Here is a 24,615-nt window from a genome sequence, read left to right on the forward strand (position 1 = left end):
CGAGCCGAAAAACCGCCGCAATCTCCTGTCAAACGCCATACAGCGCCAACGTTCGTTATAAATATATATGTCCTAGAGTGGAGGTAAAGAACACTAATACCTTCATCAACATCCTCTTATGGGAGTTCCATCTAGAAGCGCGCACACATGGTTGAGCGACACACCACTGACCAGTCTGCGAGTGAGGCCGGGCTCGTAGACCCCACAGACGCACGGTCGAACTGTGGTGTCGGGGTCGTGATGGACCTCGACGGCGACAGCGACCACGGGACTGTATCGGACGGACTGGACTTGCTCGAAAACCTCGAACACCGAGGGACGACGGGCGCAGAGAAGGACACCGGTGACGGGGCCGGTATCATGCTGCAGATTCCTCACGAGTTCTTCGCCGACGAACTCGACGCGGACCTGCCCGCGCCGGGCGAGTACGCTATCGGCACGCTCTTTCTCCCGCAGGACGACGACACCGCCGCGGACCTGAAGGCACTCGTCGAGTCGGAACTCGCCGACGAAGGTCTCGATGTGCTGGACTGGCGGACGGTCCCGACGGACAACAGCGACCTCGGCGCGACGGCGCTCGAATCGGAACCCCGCGTCGAGCAGTTCGCGGTCACGTCTCAGTCCGGCGAGACGGGACAGGACCTCGACAACCAACTCTACGTCGGCCGCAGAGTCCTCGAAAACGCCGTCGAGGAAGCCCGACCAGAGGGCCACGAACGGTTCTACGTCGTCTCTCTCGCGACGGACGTCGTCGTCTACAAGGGACTGCTCAAGGCCGAGCAACTCCCGGGCTACTACCCCGACCTCTCCGACGAGCGATTCACCTCGGCGTTCGCGATGGTCCACGCCCGCTTCTCGACGAACACGCTGGGCGCGTGGCACCTCGCGCACCCGTACCGCCGCATCATCCACAACGGCGAGTTCAACACGATTCAGGGCAACATCAACTGGATGCGCGCCCGCGAGACGGACATCGAGAGCGAGCGCTTCGGCGAGGACATCGAAGCCATCAAGCCCATCATCGACGACCCCGAGCAGTCCGACACCGCGAGCGTCGACAACGCGCTCGAACTCCTGTTGCAGGGCGGCCGTGACCTCCCGCACGCGCTCCGGATGCTCATCCCCGAGGCGTGGCGCGGCGACATGAACAACGTCTCCGGCGACCGCCGGGACTTCTACGACTACCACGCCTCGCTGGTCGAACCGTGGGACGGGCCCGCGCTGGTCGCGGCGACCGACGGCGAGCGAATCGGCGCGGTGCTGGACCGCAACGGTCTGCGCCCGTGCCGGTACGACATCCTCGAAGACAACACGCTCGTCATGTCCTCAGAGGCCGGTGCGCTGGACCACGACGCCAGCGAGATTACGGAGCGCGGACGCCTCCAGCCCGGCCAGTGTTTCCTCGCCGACCCCGAGGAAGGTCGCGTCATCCCCGACGCCGAAGTGTTCGAGGACATCGCCGACGAGAAGTACGGCGAGTGGGTCGCGAACGAACAGGTCGACATCGAAGACGTGGCCGACCGCGAGGACAACACGCCCCTGCACAACGTGGGCGGCCTCCGGAGCCAGCAGGCGATGTACGGCTACACCTACGACGAGGTGGACCACCTCATCGAACCGATGGCCGAGAAAGGCAAGGACCCGGTCGGGTCGATGGGGGACGACACGCCGCTGTCGGTCCTCTCGCAGTTCAACCGCCCGCTGTTTACCTACTTCAAACAGCTGTTCGCGCAGGTGACCAACCCGCCGCTGGACTACATCCGCGAGGAACTGGTCACGTCGCTCGAATCCCGACTCGGCCACCAGCGGAACCTGCTCGACGAGAGTCAGGCGCACGCGCGCCAACTCGTCCTCGACTCGCCAATCCTCACCGACGAGGAGACGGCCAGCATCAAGGACTTAGACGCCAACGGCATGTCGACCGAAGTCGTCGACATCACCTACGAGCGCGGCACTGACCTCCGCGAGGCCGTCGAAGACGTTCGCGCGGAGGCCGACGCCGCCGCAAAGGAACACGACATCATCGTCCTCTCCGACCGGAACGCCGGTGAGGACCGTGTCCCGATTCCGTCGCTGCTCGCGGTCGGCGGCATCCACCACCACCTCGTCCGCAACGGACTGCGCAACCACGTCGGCCTCGTCGTCGAGTCCGGCGACCCGCGTGCGGTCCACCACTTCGCGACGCTCATCGGCTACGGAGCGGGCGCGGTCAACCCCTATCTGGCCTACCAGACCATCGAGGACCTCGTCGCCGGTCCCGACGGGGCGGACCTCGCCGAGGCCATCGACGCCTACATCACCGCCGTCGAGGACGGCCTCCTGAAGACGATGGCGAAGATGGGTATCTCGACGGTCGAGAGCTACCAGGGCGCGCAAATCTTCGAGGCTGTCGGCCTCTCCTCGGACTTCATCGCCGAGTACTTCGAAGGGACGACCTGCCGGACGGAAGGTATCGACATCGGGGACGTGGAAGAGGACCTCCTCCAGCGTCACGACGTGGCGTGGAGCGAGGAGGAACCCGACATGCCCCGGCAGGGCGAGTACGAGTTCCGCTCGAACGGCATCCACCACCAGTGGAACCCCAGTACGGTCGGCAAGATTCAGCAGGCCGTCCGCATGGGCGACTACGGCATCTACAAGGAGTTCGCCGAACTCGTCAACGACCAGAACGAGCAACTCCAGACGCTTCGCGGCCTCCTCGAACTCGATTCGGACCGCGAGTCCATCCCCATCGAGGACGTGGAATCCGTCGAGGACATCGTCACGCGCTTCGAGACGGCGGCGATGTCGCTCGGGTCGCTCTCCCCGGAGATGCACGAGAACAACGCCATCGCCATGAACCGCCTAGGCGGCAACGCCAACACCGGCGAAGGCGGCGAACCGCCCGAGCGGTTCGACACCGAGAAGGAGTGTACGACCAAGCAGGTCGCCTCCGGTCGCTTCGGCGTCACCTCGGAGTACCTCACCGCGGCCGACGAACTCCAGATCAAGATGGCACAGGGCTCCAAGCCCGGTGAGGGCGGCCACCTCCCCGGGAAGAAGGTCAACGAGATGATCGCCCACGTGCGCTACGCGACGCCCGGTGTGGGCCTCATCTCGCCGCCGCCGCTGCACGACATCTACTCCATCGAGGACCTGAAACAGCTGATTCACGACCTCAAGGCCTCGAACCCCGAGGCCGACATCAACGTGAAACTCGTCGCGGAGGACGGCATCGGGACCATCGCGGCCGGTGTCGCGAAGGCCCAAGCCGACGTGGTCCACATCTCCGGCCACGACGGCGGGACCGGTGCGTCGCCGAAAACGTCCATCAAGAACGCGGGCCTCCCGTGGGAACTCGGCGTCGCCGAGGCCAACCAGATGCTCCGCGCGACGGGGCTTCGCTCGCGCATCAAGGTCACCACCGACGGCGGCATGAAGACCGGCCGCGACGTGGCCGTCGCCGCGCTACTGGGCGCGGAGGGGTACACCTTCGGGACCGCGTCGATGGTCACGTCCGGGTGCGTGATGGCCCGGCAGTGCCACGAGAACACCTGTCCGGTCGGCGTCGCCACCCAGAACGAGAACCTGCGAAGCCGATTCCCCGGCGAACCCCAGCACGTCATCAACTACATGACGTTCGTCGCGCAGGAACTGCGCGAAATCATGGCCGAACTCGGTTTCGAGACGGTCGACGAGATGATTGGGCAGGTCGGCGTCCTCGAACAGCGCGACGACGTGACCCAACCGAAGGCGAAGAAAATCGACCTCTCGTCGGTCATCGCCGAACCCGTCGACAACGACGGGCGCTACAAACAGCGCGAACAGAACCACGAGGTCGACGAGCAACTCGACTGGGACCTCATCGACGCGGCCGAACCCGCCATCGAGAACGGCGAACCGGTCGCCATCGACGCGACAATCGACAACGTCAACCGCACGGTCGGTGCGACGCTGTCGAACCGCATCTCGCGGGCCTACGGCGGCGACGGCCTGCCGGACGACACCGTCCGCGTCAGCCTCGACGGCACCGCGGGCCAGTCGTTCGGGGCGTTCCTCGCGGGCGGCGTGACGATGGACCTGACCGGCACCGCGAACGACTACGTCGGCAAGGGCCTCTCCGGCGGCAAACTCCTCATCAACACGCCCGAGGAAGCGCCCTACGCGGCCGACGAGAACATCGTCGTCGGCAACGTCGCGCTGTACGGCGCGACCCAAGGCGAGGCCTACATCAACGGGATGGCCGGCGAGCGCTTCGCCGTCCGCAACTCCGGCGTCAAGGGCGTCGTCGAGGGCGTCGGCGACCACGGCTGTGAGTACATGACCGGCGGCGCTATCGTCGTCCTCGGCGACACGGGCAAGAACTTCGCGGCCGGGATGTCCGGCGGCGTCGCCTACGTCTACGACCCCGACGGGACCTTCGAGGAACAGGCCAACACCGGGATGGTCTCCATCGAGAAGACCCTCGAAGGCAAGGACCGACAGATGATTACCCGCCTCGTCGAGAACCACGCGGCGTACACGAACTCCGAGCGCGCGAGCGAACTGCTCGAGGACTGGGACGCCGAACTCGACAACTTCACCAAGGTGATGCCCGACGCGTACGCCGAGGTCATCTCCGACCGCGAACGCGACGACGTGCGCAACGAACCGCCCGCCGCCGCGGAACCCGCCGCCGAAGCGACTGAGACGGACTTCGTCGCCTCGTCGGACGACTGAGGCGGCGTCTGCGCTCGTTTTTTGCGCTGAGAATAGAACTTTGCTGGTCCGGTTCGACGCTCGTCGCCGAGCGCCGGGACCGTCCTAACTCACGACCAACTGGCTGTCGACGACGCGGACGCTGGCCCGTTCGAAGACGGCCGCCATCTCGTCGCTCAGCGCCACGTCGGTGATGAACACGTCGATGTCGTCGACGGTTGCGAACTCCCTGAAACTCTGTCGGCCCAGTTTGCTACCGTCCGCGACGAGGACGACGCGGTGGCCGCTGTCGACGAGTAGGGACTTGATACGGGCCTCGTCCTCGTTCGACACCGAGAGGCTCCCGTCTTCCTGTATCGCGTCGGTTTCGAGAAAGACGATGTCGAAGTTCGTCTTGCGGAGGTAAGACTCGCCGCTCGGACCGACGAGGGCGTCGGACGTCGGCCGGAGCGAATCGCCGACGACCTTCACTTCGCCACACGACTCCCGGAGTTCGAACGCATTCTCCGGCGAGTTCGTCGCGACGAGCAGTGAGACGCCGTCGGGAATCTCCTTCGCGACTTGCATGGTCGTCTGTCCCGTATCGAAGAAGACGGCGTCGCCGTCGCCCAACTCTTCGACCGCACGCCCGGCGATGGCGCGCTTCCCGTTGGGGTTTTTGAGGGTGTCACCGTCGCCCGCGTCCGCAGTGCCGTCGTCCGAGGCCGGGAGGGCGCCACCGTGAAAACGCTCGATGAGGCCATCCTCCGCCAGGGACGCGAGGTCCCGCCGAATCGTCGCCCCCGAGACGCCGAACTCGTCGGTGAGTTCTTCGACCGTGACCCTGTCGGCACTGTTTACTTTTCGAACAATCTCTTTCCGTCGTTCGTCAGGCAACATAGTCACGGGTCTTTCATATCGAACGGACCGGTATCGTACACTGACGTACGGCCACGAGGTGTATATCTCTGTCTGTTATTTTCATTTTCGACACTTACAGACCCCCGTGTGCGGGGCGACCGGTCCGGGCGGGTGTCACTGTTCGTGCACCACTCAGAACTGCATTCGTGTGTCAATACTGGATGGTTTATTTTACGTTTCCTGAGGTTAAAAATGCACAACATAGTCTATTCGATCAGGGCGCCGAGGAGCGCCGCGACGACAGTCCCGATACTGGTGACGATTGCACCGCCGTGGACACCGGTCGCGTAGTTGTACACGGCGATAGCCGCCAGTATCCCTGCGATGACGAACGCGCCGACAGCGACGTGCGATGGACCACGGGCGGTGTTCGGTCCCATCGTCAAGCGGTCACTTTCTGCTCGGTGGTCGATTCGTAGGTCAGTGACTCACCGGATTCCGGGTCGAAGTACTGGAGCGAATCCCGGTCGAACCGGAGGTTGACCCCGTCGCCCATTTCGACCGTCGTGTCGGGGTCGACGGCGGCCTTGATGGTCTGTCCGGTGTCGAGGTCGAGTTCGAGGACGGTCTTTTCGCCCTGCGGTTCGACGACCTGAACGGTGGCGGGGTGGACGTTCGCGGCGATACCGTCCTGATTGAGCGAGATGTTCTCCGGGCGGATGCCGAGAACGATCTGGTCGCCGAGATACGGCTCTAACTGGTCGTCGAACTCGTCGGGGACGTCGTGGGTGTCCGTTCCGAGGTCCAACTGCAGTTTCCCCGCGGAGTCGCGCTCGAGAGTCCCCTCGATGAAGTTCATGCTGGGGGACCCGAGGAACCCGGCGACGAACATGTTGCGCGGGTTCGAGTAGACGTGCGTAGGCGCACCGACCTGCTGTATCTGCCCCTCATCCATGACTGCGATTTGGTCGGCCAGCGTCATCGCCTCGACTTGGTCGTGGGTGACGTACACCGTCGTCGTCGAGAGTTCCTCGTGGAGCTTGTTGAGTTCGGCGCGCATCTGCACGCGGAGTTTCGCGTCGAGGTTCGAGAGCGGTTCGTCCATCAGGAACACCGCGGGGTCACGGACGATGGCGCGGCCGAGCGCGACGCGCTGTTGCTGGCCGCCCGACAGCTCCGCGGGTCGGCGGCCGAGCAGGTCGTGAATCTGCAGTAACTCGGCGGCGTCCGTGACGCGTTCGGTGATGACGTCTTCGGGCGTGTTGTGCTGTTCCAGCCCGAAACGCATGTTTTCGCGAACGGTCTTGTGCGGGTACAGCGCGTAGTTCTGGAACACCATCGCGATGTCACGTTCGTACGCGCGCCGGTCGTTGACGACTTCGTCGCCGATGCGAATCTCGCCGTCTGTCGCGCGTTCGAGGCCCGCGATGAGTCGGAGCGTGGTCGTCTTCCCACACCCCGAGGGGCCGACGAAGACGGTGAAGCTCTCGTCGGGGATGTCCAGCGAGATGCCGTCGACTGCGGTGACGTCGTCGAATTCCTTTACGAGGTCGTTGAGTTCTACGTGTGCCATTGTTGATTACTCCTTGACAGCTCCTTGGGTCAGTCCGCTCACGATGTACTGCTGGAAGAACAGCCCGAACAGGATGCCGGGCAGTGCCGCAATCATCCCACCCGCCGCGAGGTGCGCCCAGTCGACGAAGTCGTCGGCGACGAACAGCGAGACGGCGATGGGCAGGGTCTGTGCTTGCTCCGACGACGTGAGAACGAGCGCGAAGACGAACTCGTTCCACGAGAAGATGAACGCGAGAATCGCCGTGGCGGCGATGCCCGGTTTCGCCATCGGGAGGATTATCTTGACGAAGCCCTCCCAGCGCGAACAGCCGTCGATGCGGGCCTGTTCGTCGAGCGACTCGGGGACGCCGTCGAAGTAGTTCTTCATTATCCAGACGGCGAACGGGAGGTTGAAGAACGTGTACGTGAGGATGAGCGCGATTCTCGTGTCGTACAGGCTCCCGGTCAACCAGCCGATGAGCGGCGGGTTCGACATGATGCTGAAGAACGGCACGATGAGCGCGATCGGGGGAATCATCCGCGCGCCGACGATAGAGAGCAACAGCGCCTTGTTGCCGATGAAGTCGTATCGGGAGAACGAGTATCCCGTGACCGTCCCGAGCGTGACACAGATGATGGTGGTGGTGCTCGCGACGATGAGGCTGTTGAGCGTGTACAGTTCGAACGGTCTGTTCTGGAAGATTTCGACGTAGTTACTGACCGTCGGCTGGGTCGGGAAGAACGAAATCGGGATGTCCAGCACCGCCGAGGTCGGTTTGATACTCGTGATGAAGATGAAGTAGATGGGGAACCAGATGACGAAGACGTACAGGCCCAACAGGCCGTAGGCGACGAGGCGTTCACGGACGACGTGGGACCACTCGTTCTCGGTGTCCAGTCCCAGTGCCGCAATCAGTTGACCGAGGGTGGATTGTTTCGTGCTCATTGTTAGTAGGGTGACTCACCGAAGACTCTGTACAGCACTGCCACGATGAGGAACGTGACCGCGAGCAGGACGACGCCGAGTGCTGCACCCTCTCCGGGGCGGTTGAATACCTGTGCGGTGCGGTAGAGCCAAGAGGCCCAGACTTCCGTCGACTTCCCCGGGCCCCCTTGGGTCATGACCCAGACGAGGTCGAGCGCGCGGATGTCGAAGATGATTCGGATGGTCAGCGCGACCAGGATGGACGGCTTCAGGAACGGGTAGGTGACGTTCACGAATCGGGATACCCGTCCCGCGCCGTCGACTTCGGCGGCGTCGTACAACTGCTCGGGGACGTTCTGCAAGCCAGCGAGCAGGATGATGATGATGAACGGCGTGAACACCCAGATGTCGGCGATGACCAGCGCCATCATCGACAGCGTCCCGTCCGAAAAGAACGCGATTTTGTCGGACAGGAGTCCCGACTGGGTCAGCAGGCCGTTGATGGCGCCGTACTCCGACTGGAACATCCAGCGCCACATCAGGCCGCTCATCACGTACGGGAGAATCCACGGGACGATGACGGCGGTCCTGAACCAGCCGCGTCCCTTGAGGTCCTTATTCAAAAGGAGCGCGATACCGAGGCCCAGCGCGAACGAGATGCTCACGCTCAGGCCGACGTACACTATCGTGTGCCACGTTATCGAGACGAAATCAGGTGCCAGTCCGAGGACGCCTCCGCCGCCATCGGCGAAGATGAGTCGCTCGAAGTTCCGCAGGCCGACGAACTCCTTCTGACTCGTTATCGGGTTCGTCCAAAAGACGCTGCTCCAGAGCAACTTCAGGGTCGGGTAGACGATGATACCGGCTATCCAGAGCATCGTCGGCCCGACCGTCAGGGGCACGAACAGGCGGTCGAGTTTTCGTCGCAGTGATTGTTTTTCTGTCGACATGTTGTAGTTCGCAGTGCTGTTAGCTGGCGATTCTTAGGGTCGTCTCAGAGCAGGCCGATGTCCTGATACAGTCGTTCGATGTTGCTCTGTGCCGTTTCGAGTGCTGCCTGCGGGTCCTTATCGCCCAGCAGTGCCGGAGTAATCTGCTCGCCGAGGTAGTCGTCGACCTGCGGTTGGGCGAGGTACGTCTCGCTCCGTGCGTTTTCGAGGTTGAACTTCATGTCTTCGAGGAGCCACGACGGGTACTGGCTCTGAATCTCCTCGGCGTCGTACACCGAGGGGATGACGGCCGGGTTCCCCTCTATCTTCATGTTGGTCTTCGAGGACTCGGGGGTCGTCATGAACTGGGCGAACTTCTTTGCGGCCCGCTTCTTCTCGGAGAACGCGGAGACGCTGATGCCGTTCGTGTCTTGGAACGTCGCCCGGGAGTCCGGCCCCTTCGGTGGTTTCGCACTGGCGAGACGTTCGCTGCCCCAGTTGTCGGCGTCGAGCGCACGAGCGCCGAGCGGCGTCCACGACTCGACGGACGCGAGTTGGCCCGCGATGAACGTGTCGCCAGCACCGCCCTCACCCATGCTGGAGATGCCGTCGGGAATCAGGTCCTGCTCGCGCAGGTCCGTGAAGAAGTTCATCACGTCCATGCCCTCTTCGACGAACACGGGCCGGTTGCTGTCGTCGAACAGTTGTCCGCCCGCCTGATAGAGGAACTGCTTGAACGTGAAGACGCTCTTGTTCGACCAGGTGAACGCGAACGGGGTCGTGTTCTCCGTTTTGAGTTGTTGGCCCTTCGAGATGACTTCGTCCCACGTCTGCGGGGCTTCACTGACGCCCTGTTCATCGAAGTGGGTCTGGTCGTAGAGGTAGGTCCCCCACTTGCCGAACTCGGGGGCCATGTACGTCTTCCCGTCGAGCGTGACGAGGTCCTGGAGGTTCGTCGGGAAGTTCGACATGTGGCTGTCGCTCAGTTCGAGCGGTTCGAGCCAGTCGGAGGCGACGAAGTCGGCGAGCCACCAGGTCGGGCCGTTGAACGCGTCGACGGTCGCGTCCTCGTTCCGCCAGATGGTGGTGAGGCTCGTCTTGAGGTTGTTCCACGGCACTTCGTTCACCTCGACGGAGATGCCCGTTTCCTCCTCGAAGCGCTCGATGTTGGCCTCCGTTCCGGGGTCGTACTTGAGACTGCCAGCGTTGTAGAACACGATGCTGTCGGCCATCGACTCCGTCCCGGTCCCGGTCGTCTCACCGGACCCGTCCGTCCCGTCCTGCCCACTGGAATCGGAGTTGCCGCCGCATCCTGCGAGTGCAACAGTACCGAGTGCGCCTGCTCCTTTGATGAACCGCCGTCGGGTTTGCTGTGGTTTTCCCTGCATACAAACGCACACAATTTGGGCATGGTTAATAAAATATGTGGATTATTGTTCGGACACGCTCATGATGAATTACCTCGTAACATACTCGTTCTCCCAACCAAAACGCGGCCAATACTGTCCAAAACGCACTGTATGGGCATTTTCGATGGTCCGGGGAGTATCGCCTCTCCCTCTGAACGGGATGAACAAATTCGCTCATATCGCTCGTCGGATGTACGAAATGCGTGCACGATTTGCCGAGAACGAGGGAACGGGACTCCGGGAACGGTCCGCCTGCGACGCGCGTCGGCGGCCGTCACGGTCACCCGCCGCCGAGACAGGGGCCACCCAATTCGTTTTGACGCCGCCGCTCCTTACGTCGCTATGGACCGCGTTCTCATCATCGGCGGCACGCGATTCATCGGCCGCCACACCGTCTCGGAGTTCCGCGAGGCCGACTACGACGTGACCATCTTCAATCGCGGGAGTCACGCCAACCCCTTCGCCGACGACCCGGACGTGACGCGCGTCGAGGGGAACCGCCGGGACCGCGACGACCTCGTGGCGGCCTACGACGCCGTCGACCCGGACGTGGTCGTCGACTGCGTGGCGTACTTCCCCGAGGACGTTCGGGTCGCGACGGACGTGTTCGCCGAGGTGGACGCCTACGTCTACGTCTCCAGCGGTGCGGCCTACGGCGAAGAACGGGTCCCGAAGCGGGAAGACGAGACGCCGCTGGCCGACTGTTCGGACGAGCAGGCCACCACCGACAGCGCCGCGACGTACGGCCCGCGGAAAGCAGAGGGCGACCGGGAGGTGTTCGACGCCGCCGAGGAGGGGGTCCGGGCGATGAGCGTTCGTCCGACCGTCGTCTACGGCCCGCACGACTACACCGAGCGGTTCGCCTACTGGGTCGACCGCGTCGATGTGGAAGACCGCATCCTCGTCCCCGGCGACGGCCTGAGTCTGTGGCAGATGGCGTACGTCGAGGACGTAGCGAGCGCGCTCCGCGTCGTCGCCGAGGAGGGTATCGCTGGCGAGGCGTACAACGTCGGTGACGAACACGCGCCGATGCTCGGCGGGTGGATAGACCTCCTGACCGAGACGTGCGAGACGAGCGTCGAGACGGTGGGCGTGTCGGCGCGCGAACTCGCTCGGGACGGACTGGAGCCACAGGACTTCCCGATGTACCGCGGGTCGCCACACCTGCTGACGACCGAGAAACTCAGTTCGCTCGGGTGGTCGTCGACGCCACAGCGGGTCGGCCTCCAGCGAACCGTCGCGGAACATCGCGAAAACGGGCGGACCGGGCGCGAGTACGGCCCGGACAGAGAAGTCGAGGAAGCGGTCATCGGCCGACTGACCGAGTGACGGGGTTTCTCGCCCCGTCGGAGATGCGGCGGACGAGTGCCCCGCCGCTCAGATACCGAGGGCCGGAACCCACGCGGACCCCGGGAACACGCCGAGGATGTACAGCAACGCGATGGTGAGCGTCGCGAGCGTGATGGCGGCCGCTGGCGGGTCCCAGTGGGTGTCGGCGTGGGCGTAGAAGATTCGCTGCCACACCTCGCCCAGTAGCGCGCCGTAGACGCCGAAGACGGCGGCCACGACGATGACGAGCACACCGCCCGCGCTCGGGTCGCTGGCGACGACGGCCGCGCCCGCCGTCGACGCCGGGAGCGACATGTGGTGGGTGACCGGAATCTTCTCGACGCCGAGGTTGAGGAAGGTGAGCGACGCGGCGGAGATACCGAAGCCGAGGAAGTAACTCCCCGTTTGGAGCCAGATGTAGCCGCCGAGGACGCCCGCGATGAATCCGATGAGCGCGACACCCGACCACTTGTACTGGTGGGGGAGCCACGGTTCGACGGCCAATCGGTCCTTCCCGGTCTTGTCCTCGTCGCCCGGGACGGACCCCTCGGCGCGTTTCTCGCCGCGTTCGAACGGAGTCATGTCGAAGATACCGTCGCCGGCGACGACGCCGATGATGGAGTACCCCAGCACGACCCGGTGTAAGAGGGCACCGAGGGTGACGCTGACCGCGATGGGGTCCCACGGGAGTGATAACGCGACCGAGAACTGGGTGATGAGCATGCCCACGATACCGAACAGGCCGCCGACGACGAGGTGGCTCGGTTTCGTCCCCAGCGCGTAGGTAATCGCCTTCGCGTTGTGGTAGTCGAAGTTCGCGCCCATCTCGTTCTCGCGGGCGGCGTAGGCCGCGGCGGCCGCGCCACCGGCGAAGGAGATGTGGGGACCGAACACCGGACCGAACGCCACGAGGCCGGTGATGTTCCCGGCCAGGTCCGCCTGCGCGAATGCGGCGGCCTCCCCGGCGATGACCATGAATCCGGTGAAACAGAACGCCGGGAGCGCGCCGAGTGCGGCCCCGAACGCGCCGCCCGCGAACGCCGCGATGAAGAGGATGAGGAGCGTCGAATACTCGATACCCAAGACGGGTACTTGCAGTACCGCTCCGATCATCGTCCCCTCCCTGCGCGTCTCGGTGGAGACGGCGCGCTCCGCGATAGGTCGACGGGTGTCAGTGGTCCCGATAACGATGCTCCTGTCCTCGATTCGACGTGTGTCTCTGCCATGGAGTCCTCCGTCTCGGCGGTGCTGGGTGTCCAGCCGCCCGCCTCGACCAATAGTGTACTATTAATTGACACATAGTTTGGCAGTGATTACCACGCCGATAGCGCGCTTACCGTCGGAAACGCACAGCGACACCCACGCTCGCCGTCCGGGTGTGCAACTACCACAGCGGCGCGACGTAATCCGAGATTACCGACGAGAGCGAGCGACGACTACGCACACCCCTGGTGGAGGGGCCGCCGTTCCGCGCGCCTCGTTCGAAGCGGACCGGTCGCACTCGGACAGCGACCCGTTCGACGGTCGAGCACGAACAATTTTCCCATCAGGGGGACGAGATGGGGGTATGTTCGACAAATCGACGTGGATTCGCCTGCCGCGGAACGTCGTGGTGGGGCACGGCGTCCTCGACCAGACGTTGCAGGCCGTCGAGGAACTCCATCTCGCGGGCCGACCACTGGTAGTCTCCAGTCCGACGCCGCACGCCGTCGCCGGTGAGCGCGTCGTCACGCAGTTCGCCGAGGCGGGCTACGACCCCGCGGAAATCGTCATCGAGGAGGCGAGTTTCGACGCCGTCCAGCGGGTCATCTCCCACGCCGAAGACGTGGACGCGGGGTTCATGCTCGGCGTCGGCGGCGGGAAGGCCATCGACATCACGAAGATGGCGGCCGACGACATCGGTATCGGCTTCGTCTCGGTGCCGACGGCCGCGAGTCACGACGGCATCGTCTCCGGGCGCGGTTCGGTCCCCGAGGGCGACACCCGTCACAGCGTCGCCGCGGAACCGCCGCTCGCCGTCGTCGCCGATACGGAAGTGCTCGCCGAGGCCCCGTGGCGACTGACGACGGCGGGGTGTGCGGACATCATCTCAAACTACACGGCGGTCCAGGACTGGGAACTGGCCCACCGACTGAAGAACGTCCCCTATTCGGAGTACGCGGGCGCGCTCTCGCAGATGACCGCCGAGATGCTCGTCGAGAGCGCGGACTCCATCAAGCGCAACCTCGAAGAGTCGTCGTGGATCGTGGTGAAGGCGCTCGTCTCCTCGGGCGTCGCCATGTCCATCGCCGACTCCTCACGCCCGGCCAGCGGCGCGGAACACCTCTTTTCCCACCAACTCGACCGTATCGCCCCCGACCCGGCGCTCCACGGCCATCAGGTCGGCGTCGGTGCGATAATGACCGAGTACCTCCACAGCGGCCCGAACGGGCGCTGGCGTGACGTTCGCGACGCCCTCGCAGCCATCGGTGCGCCGACGACGGCGGCCGCCCTCGGTATCGACGAGACGACGGTCATCGAGGCGCTGACGACGGCGCACGAGATTCGCGACCGCTATACGATTCTGGGCGACGGAATGAGCGAAGAAGCCGCCGTCGAGGCCGCGACGGTCACGGGCGTCGTCTAGACGAGTTCGCTGACGGCGTCGCGGTCGGCGTCCCACCGGACCGCTTCGGTCGCCTCGGTGGTCGTCGTCTCCGAGTCTGCCAGTTCCGCTGTAAACACCACGCTGAGTCGGTACACCGCCGCGTCATCCTCGTCGTCCCCGTTTCGAACGCCCGAGATGCTCGCTCTGACGGCCTCGGCGACCGAACAGTCGAGACCCGTTCGGTCCTTGACGATGCGCCTCGCGGCCGCTTCGAGCGACTCGCCGGGGCGGGTCTGCCCCCGCGGGATAATCCACTCCTCGTCGTCCTCGCTGAGGAGGACCGCGCCGTCGTCGTCGCGGACGATGGCGTGGACATCCAGTTGCCCGTCGCGCGAGTGTTCGACGGCGCGCCGGTAACTCTCTCCGTCCACTTCGAACGTGGTCTGGGTGACCGCTGGGGACCCGAACTCCTCCTCGAGGCGTGTCAGCCGCTCTTCGACTCGGGCCCGCGAGCGGTCGGAGACATCCATGGAGCGTCAGTGGTCCCGGACGCGTATAAAGACGGTCAATCGTTCTCACCGATTGAATTTGGAGAAACCGCCATACTGCGGCCGAATCGGAAATCCGACAGCGCCGCAGTCGCGCGGTTCTCGAACGCCGGATTTTCGTGCTTTTATATACTACTCGGCGGTGACGTGCTCGTCGAGGAACTCGACCACCTGTGTGTAGGCCTCGATGCGGTTCTCGCGCTTGCTGATGCCGTGGCCCTCGTCGTCGAAGACGAGTTTCTCGACGGGGACGCCGTGGTCGGCGACTTCGTCGGCAATCTGCTCGGCCTCGCCGACGGGGACGCGGGGGTCGTTCGCGCCGTGGAGGACGAACAGCGGTGCGGTGATGCGGTCGACATTGTTGATAGGCGAGATAGAGCGAAGGAACTCCCTGTCGTCGGCCAGCGACCCGTACTCGGCCTCTCGCAGTTCGCGCCGCCAGTCCCCCGTATTCTCTAAGAACGTGACGAAGTTCGCGATACCGACCACGTCGACGCCCGCCGCCCAGAGGTCGGGGTACTCCGTGAGCGACGCCAACACCATGAATCCGCCGTAGGAGCCACCCATGGCGACGACGCGGTTGGGGTCGACGCTCGGGTGGTCGTGCAACCAGTCGACGCCCGCGCGGATGTCCTTCACCGAATCCATCCGCTTTTCGACGTCGTCCAGGTGCGTGTAGGCCTTTCCGTACCCAGTCGACCCGCGGACGTTCGGTTCGAAGACGGCGTAGCCCCGCGAGAGGAAGTACTGGGTCAGTCCGGCGAAGGAGGGCCGCCGCTGGCTCTCGGGGCCGCCGTGGATGTCGACGATGACCGGCGTCTTCTTCGGCGGCGCGTCCGGCGGCAGGGAGAACAGCGCGGGAATCTCCCGTCCGTCGAAGCTCTCGAAGCGGACCACCTCGGGTTCGACGAAGGAGTCCTGCGGGATGCCCGCCGTGGAGGCGTAGGTCCAGCGTTCGCTCTCGCCGCTCGCCGTCTCCACGACGAAGACGTTCGTGTTCACCGTGCGGCCGGTGACGCTGATGGCGAAGCGCTCGGCCTCGGGGTCCCACGCGACGCCGCCCGCGATGCCGCCCGGAAGGTCCGGTGTCGGGAACTCTGAAATCGTCGTGGGACCGTCGAACTCGCCGACCGTAATCTCGTTGTACCCCTCGACGTTCTTCGAGTAGGCCAGTCGCCCGGTCCGCTGGTGAATCGACACGCCGTCGATGTTCCACGCGTCGTCTTCGCGGACGTACTCGATGTCTCCGTCGAGCGAAAGGCGGGCCAGCGCCAGCGTATCTCGCCCCTCGTCGGTGACCAGATACAGTGCGTCGCCCTCCGGCCCCCACGAGACACTGGTGTAGCGCACGTTGCCCTCGTGGGGCGTGAGGTGAGTCACCTCGCCCGACTCGACATCGAGGGCGTACACGTCTTGGTCGAAACTGGAGTGGGCCTCGCTGATGGCGAGGTGGGTTCCGTCGGGGGACCACCCCGAGACGGTGAACCACCCGTCGCCCTCGTAGACGAGTTCGGCGTCGTCGCCGGTGGCGTCGCGGTCCTGGACGTACACGTCAAAGACGGCCTGGTCGCGGCGGTTCGAGGCGAAGGCGAACGCCTCGCCGTCGGGCCGCCACCCGCCCCACCGGTGCTTGGCGGCGGGCTTGTCGGTGAGTTCGGTAATCGTCCCGTCGGCGGCGAGGCGGTACAGTTGCGCGCGCTCGTTGCCGCCCTCGTCCATCCCGAAGACGAGTTCCGGTCGAGCGGGAGAGTAGTCGACGAAGCTCACGGGTTCGTCGTAGAAGGTCCGCTGGTCGGGCCACCTACTGGGGCCGTCGAGCGTCCAGACCTGCCCGACGCCGGTGGTGTCCATCAGGAAGGCGAGCGACCCGTCCGGCGAGAACGAGGCGCCGTACGCGCTCCGGACGTTGAGATAGCGTTCGAGGTCGTAGTCGTACACGCCTCTCCGAAGGCGTGGCGCGGGCAAAACGTTTTGCGGCGAACGGGAGGATTTTTCCTACCCCCCGTTCAGTGTTGGGTATGCGTGTCGCGGTCGTCGCCATGGAGACGAGTCACTACCGGGACACCGACGGCCGCAGACGCCTCGAACGGGTCGCGGAGAACCTCGCGGCGGCGGGCCACGAGGTGTCGGTGTTCTGTTCGCAGTGGTGGGGCGGATACGACAAGCGCTTCGCACCGACCGAGGTCACCTACCGAGCGGTCACCGTCTCGCCGACGGTCCCCTCGTTCTGTACGCGCCTGCCTGCGCTCCTCGCCAACTACCGACCCGACGTGGTCCACACCTTGTTGGACCCCCCGTCGGTCACCCTCGCGGCCAGCGCGGGCGCGAAACTCGCACGCGCACCCCTCATCGCCGAGTGGTTCGGCGACGACCCCCTGGAGGACACCCGCCGCACCGACCGCGCACTCCGTGCGCCCGACCGATTCGTCACGCCCTCGGAACTCGTCCAGACCCGCCTCTGGGAGGCGGGCGCGCCGGACGACCGGACGACCATCCTCCCCGAGAGCATCGACATGAACCTCGTCCGCGAGACGGACCCGGCCGACGAGGTGGACGTGGTGTACGCCCATCCGCTGGACGAGAGCGCCAACGTCGAGTCGCTGTTCCTCGGCCTCGCGGAACTCCGGCAGAAAGGCTGGTCGGCGACGATAATCGGCGACGGCCCCGAGCGTGACACCTACGAACAGGAGGCCGCAGACCTCCGCATCGACGACCGGGTGGAGTTCGTCGGGGCCTGTGACCGCGAACGGCGCGTCTCCATCTACAAGGGCGCGCACGTGTTCGTCCAGACGGCGTTCAGGGAGTACTTCGCGGCGGACCTGCTGTGGGCGCTGGCCTGTGGCTGTATCGGCATCGTGGAGTATCAGGCGGGGTCCAGCGCCCACGAACTGGTCGAACAGCGCGACCGGGCGTTCCGGGTGACCAACCCCCAGGAGATAGCCGACAAAATCGTCGAGTCGGCCAGCATGGAACGGTTGACCGTCGACGAGTCGTTTGCCGAGTTCGACCACGCGGCCGTGCGAGCGGAGTACGAGGCGCTGTACGACCGCCTCGCGGACGAACGCGGCTGGTTCTGAGCGGGAGACGAAACCCGTTTGACCGTCGGTCCCGACCATCCGGTAGTGACTGACGAGGAGCCAGCGGCGTCTGCAACGACGGACGAGGACGCCGACCCAGCCATCGAACTCGACGCGGTGTACGACGCCATCGACGCCGTCGGCCGCCCGCACCTGACCGCGACGGAACTCTCCCGAAAGACCGACCTGACGCCCGACGCGGCCCGCGACGCCCTCGAAGCGCTGGCCGCCGACGGGGAGATTCAGCGCCAAGACGTGACCGACGTGGAGTCTATCTGGTACCCCACCGACGTGGCCGAGGTGACCGACCGAGAGCGCGTCGTCCTCTTTCCGGACCGCCGGGAAATCGTGGTCGAACACCCCGACCAGTTCACCCGCGCCCAACTCTCGCAGTTCGCCCGGTTGCAGGACTCGAATCGCTCGGGCGGGTACGTCTACGAGATTCGCGAAGAGGACATCTGGGCGGCCCCGCACGAATCGCTCGACGACTTGCTGGGGACGATGCGGGACGTGCTCGGCGAGCGCTCGCCTCACCTCGAAGAGTGGGTGACGAGTCAGTGGGAGCGCGCCCGGAAGTTCCGACTGTACACCCACGAGGACGGCTACGTCGTCCTCGCGGCCGAGAACGACGACCTGATGGGCAACGTCGCCCGGCAGAAACTCGACGACGAGTTCCTGCGCGCGCCCATCTCGGACTCCGAGTCGTGGGTCAACGAGGACCGGACCGCCGAGATAAAGCGGACGCTGTACGAGGCTGGCTACCCGGTCCGTGACGACCGGGAACTGGAGACGGGCGACGCCCTGGAGATGGACCTCCTGCTCCGCCTGCGGGACTATCAGGCCGACTGGGTCGAGCGGTTCACCGAGCAGGGGTCCGGCGTGTTCGTCGGCCCGCCGGGGTCCGGGAAGACGGTGGCGGCGATGGGGACGATGGCGGCTATCGGCGGTGAGACGCTGATTCTGGTCCCCTCGCGCGAACTCGCGACCCAGTGGCACGACGAGTTGGTCCGCCACACCTCGCTCGACGACGCGGACATCGGCGAGTACCACGGCGGCGAGAAGTCGATTCGCCCGGTCACCATCGCCACCTACCGCACGGCGGGGATGGACCGCCACCGGAAACTGTTCGACCAGCGCAAGTGGGGCCTCATCGTCTACGACGAGGTGCACCACGTCCCCAGCCCCATCCACCGCCGGAGCGCGGACCTCCAGACGAAACACCGACTCGGACTCACGGCGACGCCGACCCGCGAGAGCGACGACGAGGAGGAGATATTCACGCTCGTCGGCCCGCCCATCGGCACGGACTGGGGGAAACTGTTCGACGAGGGGTACGTCGCCGAACCCGAAGTCGAGATTCGCCTCGTCCCGTGGGGCGAGGACGACGAGCAAACCGAGTACGCCGCCACGTCCGGCCACGACCGGCGGCAGGCCGCCGCGAGCAACACGGGGAAACTCGACGAGATTCGCTACACGCTGGCCGAACACCCCGCCGCGAAGGCGCTCGTCTTCGTGGAGTATCTGGACCAAGGGAAGGCCATCAGCGAAGCCATCGACGCGCCGTTCATCAGCGGCGAGACGCCTCACGCCGAGCGCGAACGTCTGTTCGGGGAGTTCCGACGGAGTGAACGGGACACGCTGGTCGTCTCACGCGTCGGCGACGAGGGCATCGACCTGCCAGACGCCGAACTCGCCATCGTCGCCTCCGGTCTGGGCGGGTCCCGACGGCAGGGGGCACAGCGGGCCGGACGGACGATGCGGCCCGCGGGCGACGCGCGGATGGTCGTCCTCGCCACGCGCGGAACCACCGAGGAGGACTTCGTCCGCCGACAGATGCGCCACCTCGCCTCGAAGGGCATCCGCGTGAACGAGACGGAGGCCGAAGCCGTCGACCCGGTCGGCGACGACTGAGTTCTGTCGGTCGAGCGCCGACGCGACCTGCCGCTGGTAGGGGGTGTAAATTTATATATGAAGGTACAATTCAAGTTATGCCGCCGGAGCTGATCTGTCCCGACTGCGGTTCAGAAATCGAAGACAGCACCGACTTCGGCGTCGGTCGGCGGGTCCACTTTGTCACCGTCGAGGGGGACGGCGGCGTGGCACTCGACCCGGACAGGACGGTCACCCTCTGGCACTGCGCGAACTGCAATCTCGTCGTGAGCGTCAGTTAGGGGCGAACTGCGAGGGAATGTGTCGCTGTCTCACCCCGCCGCAAGGGTTTTTCGATACCCGAGATTGTGCTTCGCCATGCCGACGGTAGCGCCGCTGACGACGGACGACGCGTGGGATGCCGCCGTTCCGATTCTCAGACAACTGTGGACCGATGCCGAGGAGTCGTTCGTTCGGGGATGGCGCGAGGAAGACGAGTACGAACTCTACGGCTACTACGCACCTGTCGGGCAGGGCCGACGCCACGACGGCGACCCGGGGAATCCACTGGTCGCCGTTGCGGGCCTGTCGGTCCAACGAGTGCTTCACCACCGCCGCCACGCGTGGGTTCACGACCTCGTCGTCGACGAGGCGCACCGCGGCGAGGGGCACGGAGCGGACCTGCTGTCGTGGATCGAAGACTGGGCGCGTGAGCGCGAGTGCGAGTACGTCGCCCTCGCCAACGTCCTCGACAACGAGCGCGCGCTGTCCTTCTACGAGGAGAACGGATTGGCGCAGTTCGGCTACGTGCTCGAACGAGAGCTGTGACTACTCGAATCGCTCGGGGTCCTCGGCGGCCGTCACCACGTCGACGGCCGTGGCGTTCTCGGCCACGTCGTGGATGCGAATCACGTCCGCACCGCGTTCGGCCGCGAGCGTGGTTCCCGCAATCGTGGCCTCCAGACAGTCCCCGGGTTCAGCGCCGACGAGGCCGAACAGCGACTTGTGGGAGTGGCCCACCAGTATCGGACACCCGAGCGCGCGGAACTCCGCCAGTCGGTCGAGCAGTTCGAAGCTCTCGGCGGCGGACTTCCCGAAGCCGATACCGGGGTCGACCAGAATCTGCTCGCGGTCGAGTCCAGCTTTCTCGGCCAAGAGGACGCGCTCGGTCAACTGCTCGATGCAGTCTTCGACCACGTCGTCGTAGTGGATGTCGCTGTCGGGGTCGACGGGCACCTCGATGGAGTGCATCACGACCACCGGCACGTCGTACTCGGCGGCGACCAGTCGCATCTCGGGGTCTTCCAGTCCCGACACGTCGTTGAGGATGTCCGCGCCGGCATCGAGGGCGGCGCGGGCGACGGCGGCCTTGCGGGTGTCGACGGAGAGCGCCACGTCCATCTCGGCGAGCGCTTCGATGACCGGGACGACGCGGTCGATTTCGTCCTCGACGGGAACGGGGTCGGCCCCCGGACGGGTGGACTCGCCGCCGATGTCGAGGATGTCCGCGCCGTCGGCGACCATCTGCTCGGCGCGGTCCACCGCCGCGTCGATTGCGTTGTACTCGCCGCCGTCGTGAAAGGAGTCGGGCGTGACGTTCAGGATACCCATCACTGCGGTCCCGTCCTCCCACGGATAGCCCCGCGAGTCGTCGGCCTGTTGGATGTCGAGGGCGTCGCGAAGTTCGTCGGCGAACGTCGAGAGGCCGTACGGTTGGCCGTCGAGTTTCTCGGCGAGGCGTCGGTACTGGGCCATCGTCGCCATCAACACCACGTCGAGGTTCTCCTCGTCTTGGTCGTTCAGCCCGGAGATGGCGCACTCCCCGCCGAGCGACAGCAGTTCCTCCTTCAGATACTGGGCCTGTCGGGGCTGAACGCGGGTCTTGAGGACGCGATGGACGGCCTTGCCGCGCATCCGCCACGCGCCCGCGTCGGTGACGTGGGCGGCCTCGATGGTCTCCGTCGCTTCGGGAACCGAGTCGACGCGTTTCGGCACCATCCCTCGGGACCACCGCGTGCGGGCCTCGCGAACCGCGTAGAGCGACCCGGTCACGATGACGGCGTCGCCCTCGTCAGCGGCGTCCAGTGCCGTCCCGAGCGCACCGGCCACGTCCGAGCGCGTCTGCACCTCGGCGTCGGTCGCCGTGCGGAGCGCTTCGGCGACGACCGAGGTGGCCTCCGCACGGTCGACGTTGGGTCGGCAGGCGATAGCGTGGTCCGCCGGTTCGAGCGCCGACGCGATGCCTTCGTGGTCCTTGTCGGCCATCGCGCCCACGACGACGTGCAGGTCGTCGTAGTCGAAGGCCTCCAGCGTCTCCATCGTCCGTTCGAGGCCGCCGGGGTTGTGCGCGCCGTCCAGCACGACGAGTGGGTCCTCGCCCATGACCTCGAACCGGCCGGGCCAGTGGGCGTTCCGCAGGCCGCGTTCGACGTCGACCTGCGCGACATCGGCGGCTTGGTGGACGAGTGCGGCGGCGATACCGGCGTTGTGGGCCTGATGCTCGCCCAGTAGCGGGAGGTGTGTCTCGACGGCCCAGTCCGGCCCGTCGATGCTGACCGCCCCCTCCAACCCGTCGCGGCCGCCGTAGGCGACTGCCACGTCTACCGGTCCCTCGCTTCCGTCGCCGACGGTCTGCACGTCGCCCGCGACTTCCCGGACGGCGGCGAGTGCGTCGCCGGTCGTTCCGGTCACCAGCGGCGCGTCGTCGGGGGCGACGTGGGCCTTGTCGGTGGCGATTTCCTCGACGGTGTCCCCGAGGATGTCGGTGTGTTCGAGCGTGACGGAGGTGACGGCGCTGGCGACGGGGTCCACGACGCTGGTGGCGTCGTACCGACCGCCGATGCCGACTTCGAGAACGGCTACGTCCACGTCCTGCCGCTCGAACTCCCAGAGGGCGAAGGCGGTCAGCGTCTCGAAGAACGTCGGCGAGTCGCCGCTCGCGCCCCGTTCGGTGAGGTACGGTTCGGCCGTCTCGACGAACTCCACGAGCGAGCGCTCGGCCACCTTCCGGCCGTTGACGCGGATTCGCTCGCGCACGTCGTCCAAGTGCGGCGAGGTGTAGAGGCCGACGTCCAGTCCGGACTCCCGGAGGGTCCGCTCGACCATTCGAGCGGTCGAGCCCTTCCCGTTGGAGCCCGCAATCTGGATACAGCGGAGGTCCTCGTGTGGGTCGTCGAGAGCGGACAACAGACTCCGCGTGGCGTCGGTGCCGGGTCGCGACGCGAACCGGCGCAACTCGAAGAGGAAGTTCGCGGCCTCGTGGAACTCCATGCCCGGAGTAATCGGAGCCGCGCGCTTTAGCCTGTCGGACCTACCGCTCGTCACGCCCGATTACCGCGAAGCCAGCGGACGAGCGCGCCCGTCACGGCGACGAACGCGACGCCCAACAACGGGGCCACGTCGAGGCCACTCGTCGACGCTCGCGGTTCCGCCGCCTCGATTTCTCTCTCCGCCGCCGATTCTTCATCGTCGGCTTCCGCCGCTCCCGCGCCGGTGTCGCGCGTGACCCACTCGACATCGCTCCGGTCCTCCGTTCGGCCACGGGGTCGGCGCTCGGCGGTCCCGAGAACCGTCTCCTCGACTGCCGATTCGTCGTCGGGAGCGGGCGTCTCCGCGCTGGCGCCCTCGTCTGGACTGTCGCGTTCGCGCTCCGTTCCGTCTTCGCGCTCGCGTTCGTCCGCCTCGCCGCGCTCGCCGCGTTCGGCCGTTCGCACGGCGGGCGTCTCGTCGCCCGTCGCGCGCTCATCGGCCGGTGTCGGCCGCGTCGCCAGGCCTTCGGTTCGCCCGGGTGCGGCGGTCGGCGGCGGCGTCTCAGCGGCCGGTTCGCCGTCGCCGCCGTTGCGACGACGATACCACCAGATGCCGACGGTCGCGATGCCCAACAGGACGAACGAGACGCCGAGGCCGAGCAGTCCCCACTCCCGCAACGCCGACCCGCCGCCGTCGCTGTCCGCCTCGGATATCGCCGCCGGGGATTCCGCGGGCGGCGTTGGTTCTTCGGCGGGCGTCTCGGTCACCGTTGTCTCGGCCTCGCCCTCGTCCTCGGACTCGGACTCGCCGCCCGTGACGCTGACTCCCGGAACCGGGCCGAGTAGCCGTTCGACGGCGTCGGCGTCCACGTCGACGCGGAGGAAGGTGAACTTGCGCATACGTGGAGTGTCGCACGGCTGAACCGTAAAGCCGTGTGTCGCCGCGTCGACGACCGAGACACCCAAACTCGTTAGGGGGTGTTGCAATGGGTGTCTCGTGTGTCTCTCACGGTATGTCGACGACCCCCACCACCGAGGCGGCCGAGGTATCCGGTCGAGCACTCCAAAGCGTTCTCGACGGCGTCACACGCACTTGCGGCGGGTTCGAGGCGCGAACGCTCTCGCTGTTCGAGCACAACGGCCTCCCCGAACCGAAGGCGGACGAGTGGTACCCGCTGGGGCGCTACTGCGGCGTCTACGAGGACCTGCTCTCGACGACCGGGCACAACATCGTCGAGCGAATCGGCGTCCAGACGGCGCGGACGGCCGCGTGGCCCCGGGCGGTCGACGGCGTCGGCGACGCGCTGGACGCACTCGACGCCGTCCACCGCGACCGCCACCGCGGCGGCGATGTCGGCGGCTACGAATTCACGCCCACGGGCGAGCGCACCGGTCGGCTCACGTGCTCGACACCGTATCCGGTCGCACTCGAACGCGGCCTCGTTCGCGGCATCGGCCAGCGCTTCGGCGCAGAGACGGGGTTCGTCGCCATCGAGGAACACACCCGCCGCGGCGACAGCGTCACGTTCGACGTTCAGTGGTGGGGTGCGCGAGAACAGGCGGTCCGCCTCGGCGGACGGTCGGATGCAATCGCCGGGGGCCACGCACCGGCCGACGACTGAG

General features: G+C 65.9%; 19 protein-coding genes. 8 read left to right on the plus strand and 11 right to left on the minus strand.

The window, feature by feature from the left end; translation table 11 throughout:
- Positions 1 to 147 precede the first annotated feature (147 nt).
- Positions 148 to 4,698, plus strand: coding sequence for a glutamate synthase large subunit (gltB, locus tag NJQ44_RS06010; RefSeq protein ID WP_254273774.1), 4,551 nt, complete (start codon positions 148 to 150; stop codon positions 4,696 to 4,698).
- Between the two features lie 84 nt (positions 4,699 to 4,782).
- Here gltB and glpR read toward each other — a convergent pair whose 3' ends face one another.
- From glpR to NJQ44_RS06040, 6 genes are all read right to left on the minus strand, one after another.
- A complete protein-coding gene (gene glpR, locus NJQ44_RS06015; protein ID WP_254273775.1) occupies positions 4,783 to 5,556 on the minus strand; it encodes an HTH-type transcriptional regulator GlpR in 774 nt (257 codons plus the stop codon).
- A 227-nt stretch (positions 5,557 to 5,783) separates the two neighbouring features.
- A complete protein-coding gene (locus NJQ44_RS06020; RefSeq protein WP_254273776.1) occupies positions 5,784 to 5,957 on the minus strand; it encodes a hypothetical protein in 174 nt (57 codons plus the stop codon).
- 2 nt (positions 5,958 to 5,959) lie between these two features.
- The gene (locus NJQ44_RS06025) at positions 5,960 to 7,090 is read right to left on the minus strand and encodes an ABC transporter ATP-binding protein (protein WP_254273777.1); all 1,131 of its coding nucleotides are present in this window, start codon (positions 7,088 to 7,090) and stop codon (positions 5,960 to 5,962) included.
- Between the two features lie 6 nt (positions 7,091 to 7,096).
- Entirely contained in the window at positions 7,097 to 8,017 is a 921-nt protein-coding gene (locus tag NJQ44_RS06030; RefSeq protein ID WP_254273778.1) for a carbohydrate ABC transporter permease, read from the minus strand.
- A gap of 2 nt (positions 8,018 to 8,019) precedes the next feature.
- Positions 8,020 to 8,946, minus strand: a complete 927-nt coding sequence (locus tag NJQ44_RS06035; protein WP_254273779.1) for a carbohydrate ABC transporter permease — start codon at positions 8,944 to 8,946, stop codon at positions 8,020 to 8,022.
- Between the two features lie 44 nt (positions 8,947 to 8,990).
- On the minus strand, positions 8,991 to 10,313 hold the full coding sequence (locus NJQ44_RS06040; protein ID WP_254273780.1) for a sugar ABC transporter substrate-binding protein: 1,323 nt from the start codon (positions 10,311 to 10,313) through the stop codon (positions 8,991 to 8,993).
- Positions 10,314 to 10,676: 363 nt separating this feature from the next.
- On the opposite strand from NJQ44_RS06040, the gene NJQ44_RS06045 reads away from it, so the two are divergent.
- Positions 10,677 to 11,663 carry an NAD-dependent epimerase/dehydratase family protein gene (locus NJQ44_RS06045; protein WP_254273781.1) on the plus strand — a complete coding sequence of 329 codons (987 nt, stop codon included), beginning with the start codon at positions 10,677 to 10,679 and terminating at the stop codon, positions 11,661 to 11,663.
- A 48-nt stretch (positions 11,664 to 11,711) separates the two neighbouring features.
- Here the strand turns inward: NJQ44_RS06045 and NJQ44_RS06050 are convergent, their stop codons facing one another.
- Positions 11,712 to 12,776 (minus strand): DUF7973 family transport facilitator, encoded by a 1,065-nt coding sequence (locus NJQ44_RS06050; protein ID WP_254273782.1) that lies wholly within the window; start codon positions 12,774 to 12,776, stop codon positions 11,712 to 11,714.
- 454 nt (positions 12,777 to 13,230) lie between these two features.
- Between NJQ44_RS06050 and NJQ44_RS06055 the strand changes: the two genes are divergently transcribed.
- Entirely contained in the window at positions 13,231 to 14,289 is a 1,059-nt protein-coding gene (locus tag NJQ44_RS06055; protein ID WP_254273783.1) for an NAD(P)-dependent glycerol-1-phosphate dehydrogenase, read from the plus strand.
- Here NJQ44_RS06055 and NJQ44_RS06060 read toward each other — a convergent pair.
- On the minus strand, positions 14,286 to 14,780 hold the full coding sequence (locus tag NJQ44_RS06060; protein ID WP_254273784.1) for an NUDIX hydrolase: 495 nt from the start codon (positions 14,778 to 14,780) through the stop codon (positions 14,286 to 14,288). The two genes, NJQ44_RS06055 and NJQ44_RS06060, sit on opposite strands and share 4 nt — an antisense overlap.
- 150 nt (positions 14,781 to 14,930) lie before the next feature.
- The gene (locus NJQ44_RS06065; RefSeq protein ID WP_254273785.1) at positions 14,931 to 16,736 is read right to left on the minus strand and encodes a S9 family peptidase; all 1,806 of its coding nucleotides are present in this window, start codon (positions 16,734 to 16,736) and stop codon (positions 14,931 to 14,933) included.
- An 80-nt stretch (positions 16,737 to 16,816) separates the two neighbouring features.
- Here NJQ44_RS06065 and NJQ44_RS06070 point away from each other — a divergent pair, with 80 nt between their 5' ends.
- The 4 genes from NJQ44_RS06070 to NJQ44_RS06085 all read left to right on the plus strand — a co-directional run bounded on the left by NJQ44_RS06070 (position 16,817) and on the right by NJQ44_RS06085 (position 20,572).
- Entirely contained in the window at positions 16,817 to 17,875 is a 1,059-nt protein-coding gene (locus NJQ44_RS06070; protein WP_254273786.1) for a glycosyltransferase family 4 protein, read from the plus strand.
- Between the two features lie 45 nt (positions 17,876 to 17,920).
- Entirely contained in the window at positions 17,921 to 19,786 is a 1,866-nt protein-coding gene (locus tag NJQ44_RS06075; protein ID WP_254273787.1) for a DEAD/DEAH box helicase, read from the plus strand.
- A gap of 77 nt (positions 19,787 to 19,863) precedes the next feature.
- A complete protein-coding gene (locus NJQ44_RS06080) occupies positions 19,864 to 20,046 on the plus strand; it encodes a hypothetical protein (protein ID WP_254273788.1) in 183 nt (60 codons plus the stop codon).
- A gap of 76 nt (positions 20,047 to 20,122) precedes the next feature.
- Positions 20,123 to 20,572, plus strand: coding sequence for a GNAT family N-acetyltransferase (locus NJQ44_RS06085; RefSeq protein ID WP_254273789.1), 450 nt, complete (start codon positions 20,123 to 20,125; stop codon positions 20,570 to 20,572).
- Here NJQ44_RS06085 and folP read toward each other — a convergent pair whose 3' ends face one another.
- The gene (gene folP / locus NJQ44_RS06090; RefSeq protein ID WP_254273790.1) at positions 20,573 to 23,014 is read right to left on the minus strand and encodes a dihydropteroate synthase; all 2,442 of its coding nucleotides are present in this window, start codon (positions 23,012 to 23,014) and stop codon (positions 20,573 to 20,575) included.
- A gap of 50 nt (positions 23,015 to 23,064) precedes the next feature.
- Positions 23,065 to 23,892, minus strand: a complete 828-nt coding sequence (locus tag NJQ44_RS06095; RefSeq protein WP_254273791.1) for a hypothetical protein — start codon at positions 23,890 to 23,892, stop codon at positions 23,065 to 23,067.
- A 113-nt stretch (positions 23,893 to 24,005) separates the two neighbouring features.
- Between NJQ44_RS06095 and NJQ44_RS06100 the strand changes: the two genes are divergently transcribed.
- Positions 24,006 to 24,614 (plus strand): hypothetical protein, encoded by a 609-nt coding sequence (locus NJQ44_RS06100; protein ID WP_254273792.1) that lies wholly within the window; start codon positions 24,006 to 24,008, stop codon positions 24,612 to 24,614.
- Position 24,615 lies beyond the last annotated feature (1 nt).

Origin of the sequence: Haloarcula marina (genome assembly GCF_024218775.1) — an archaeon.
Lineage (GTDB): Archaea > Halobacteriota > Halobacteria > Halobacteriales > Haloarculaceae > Haloarcula > Haloarcula marina.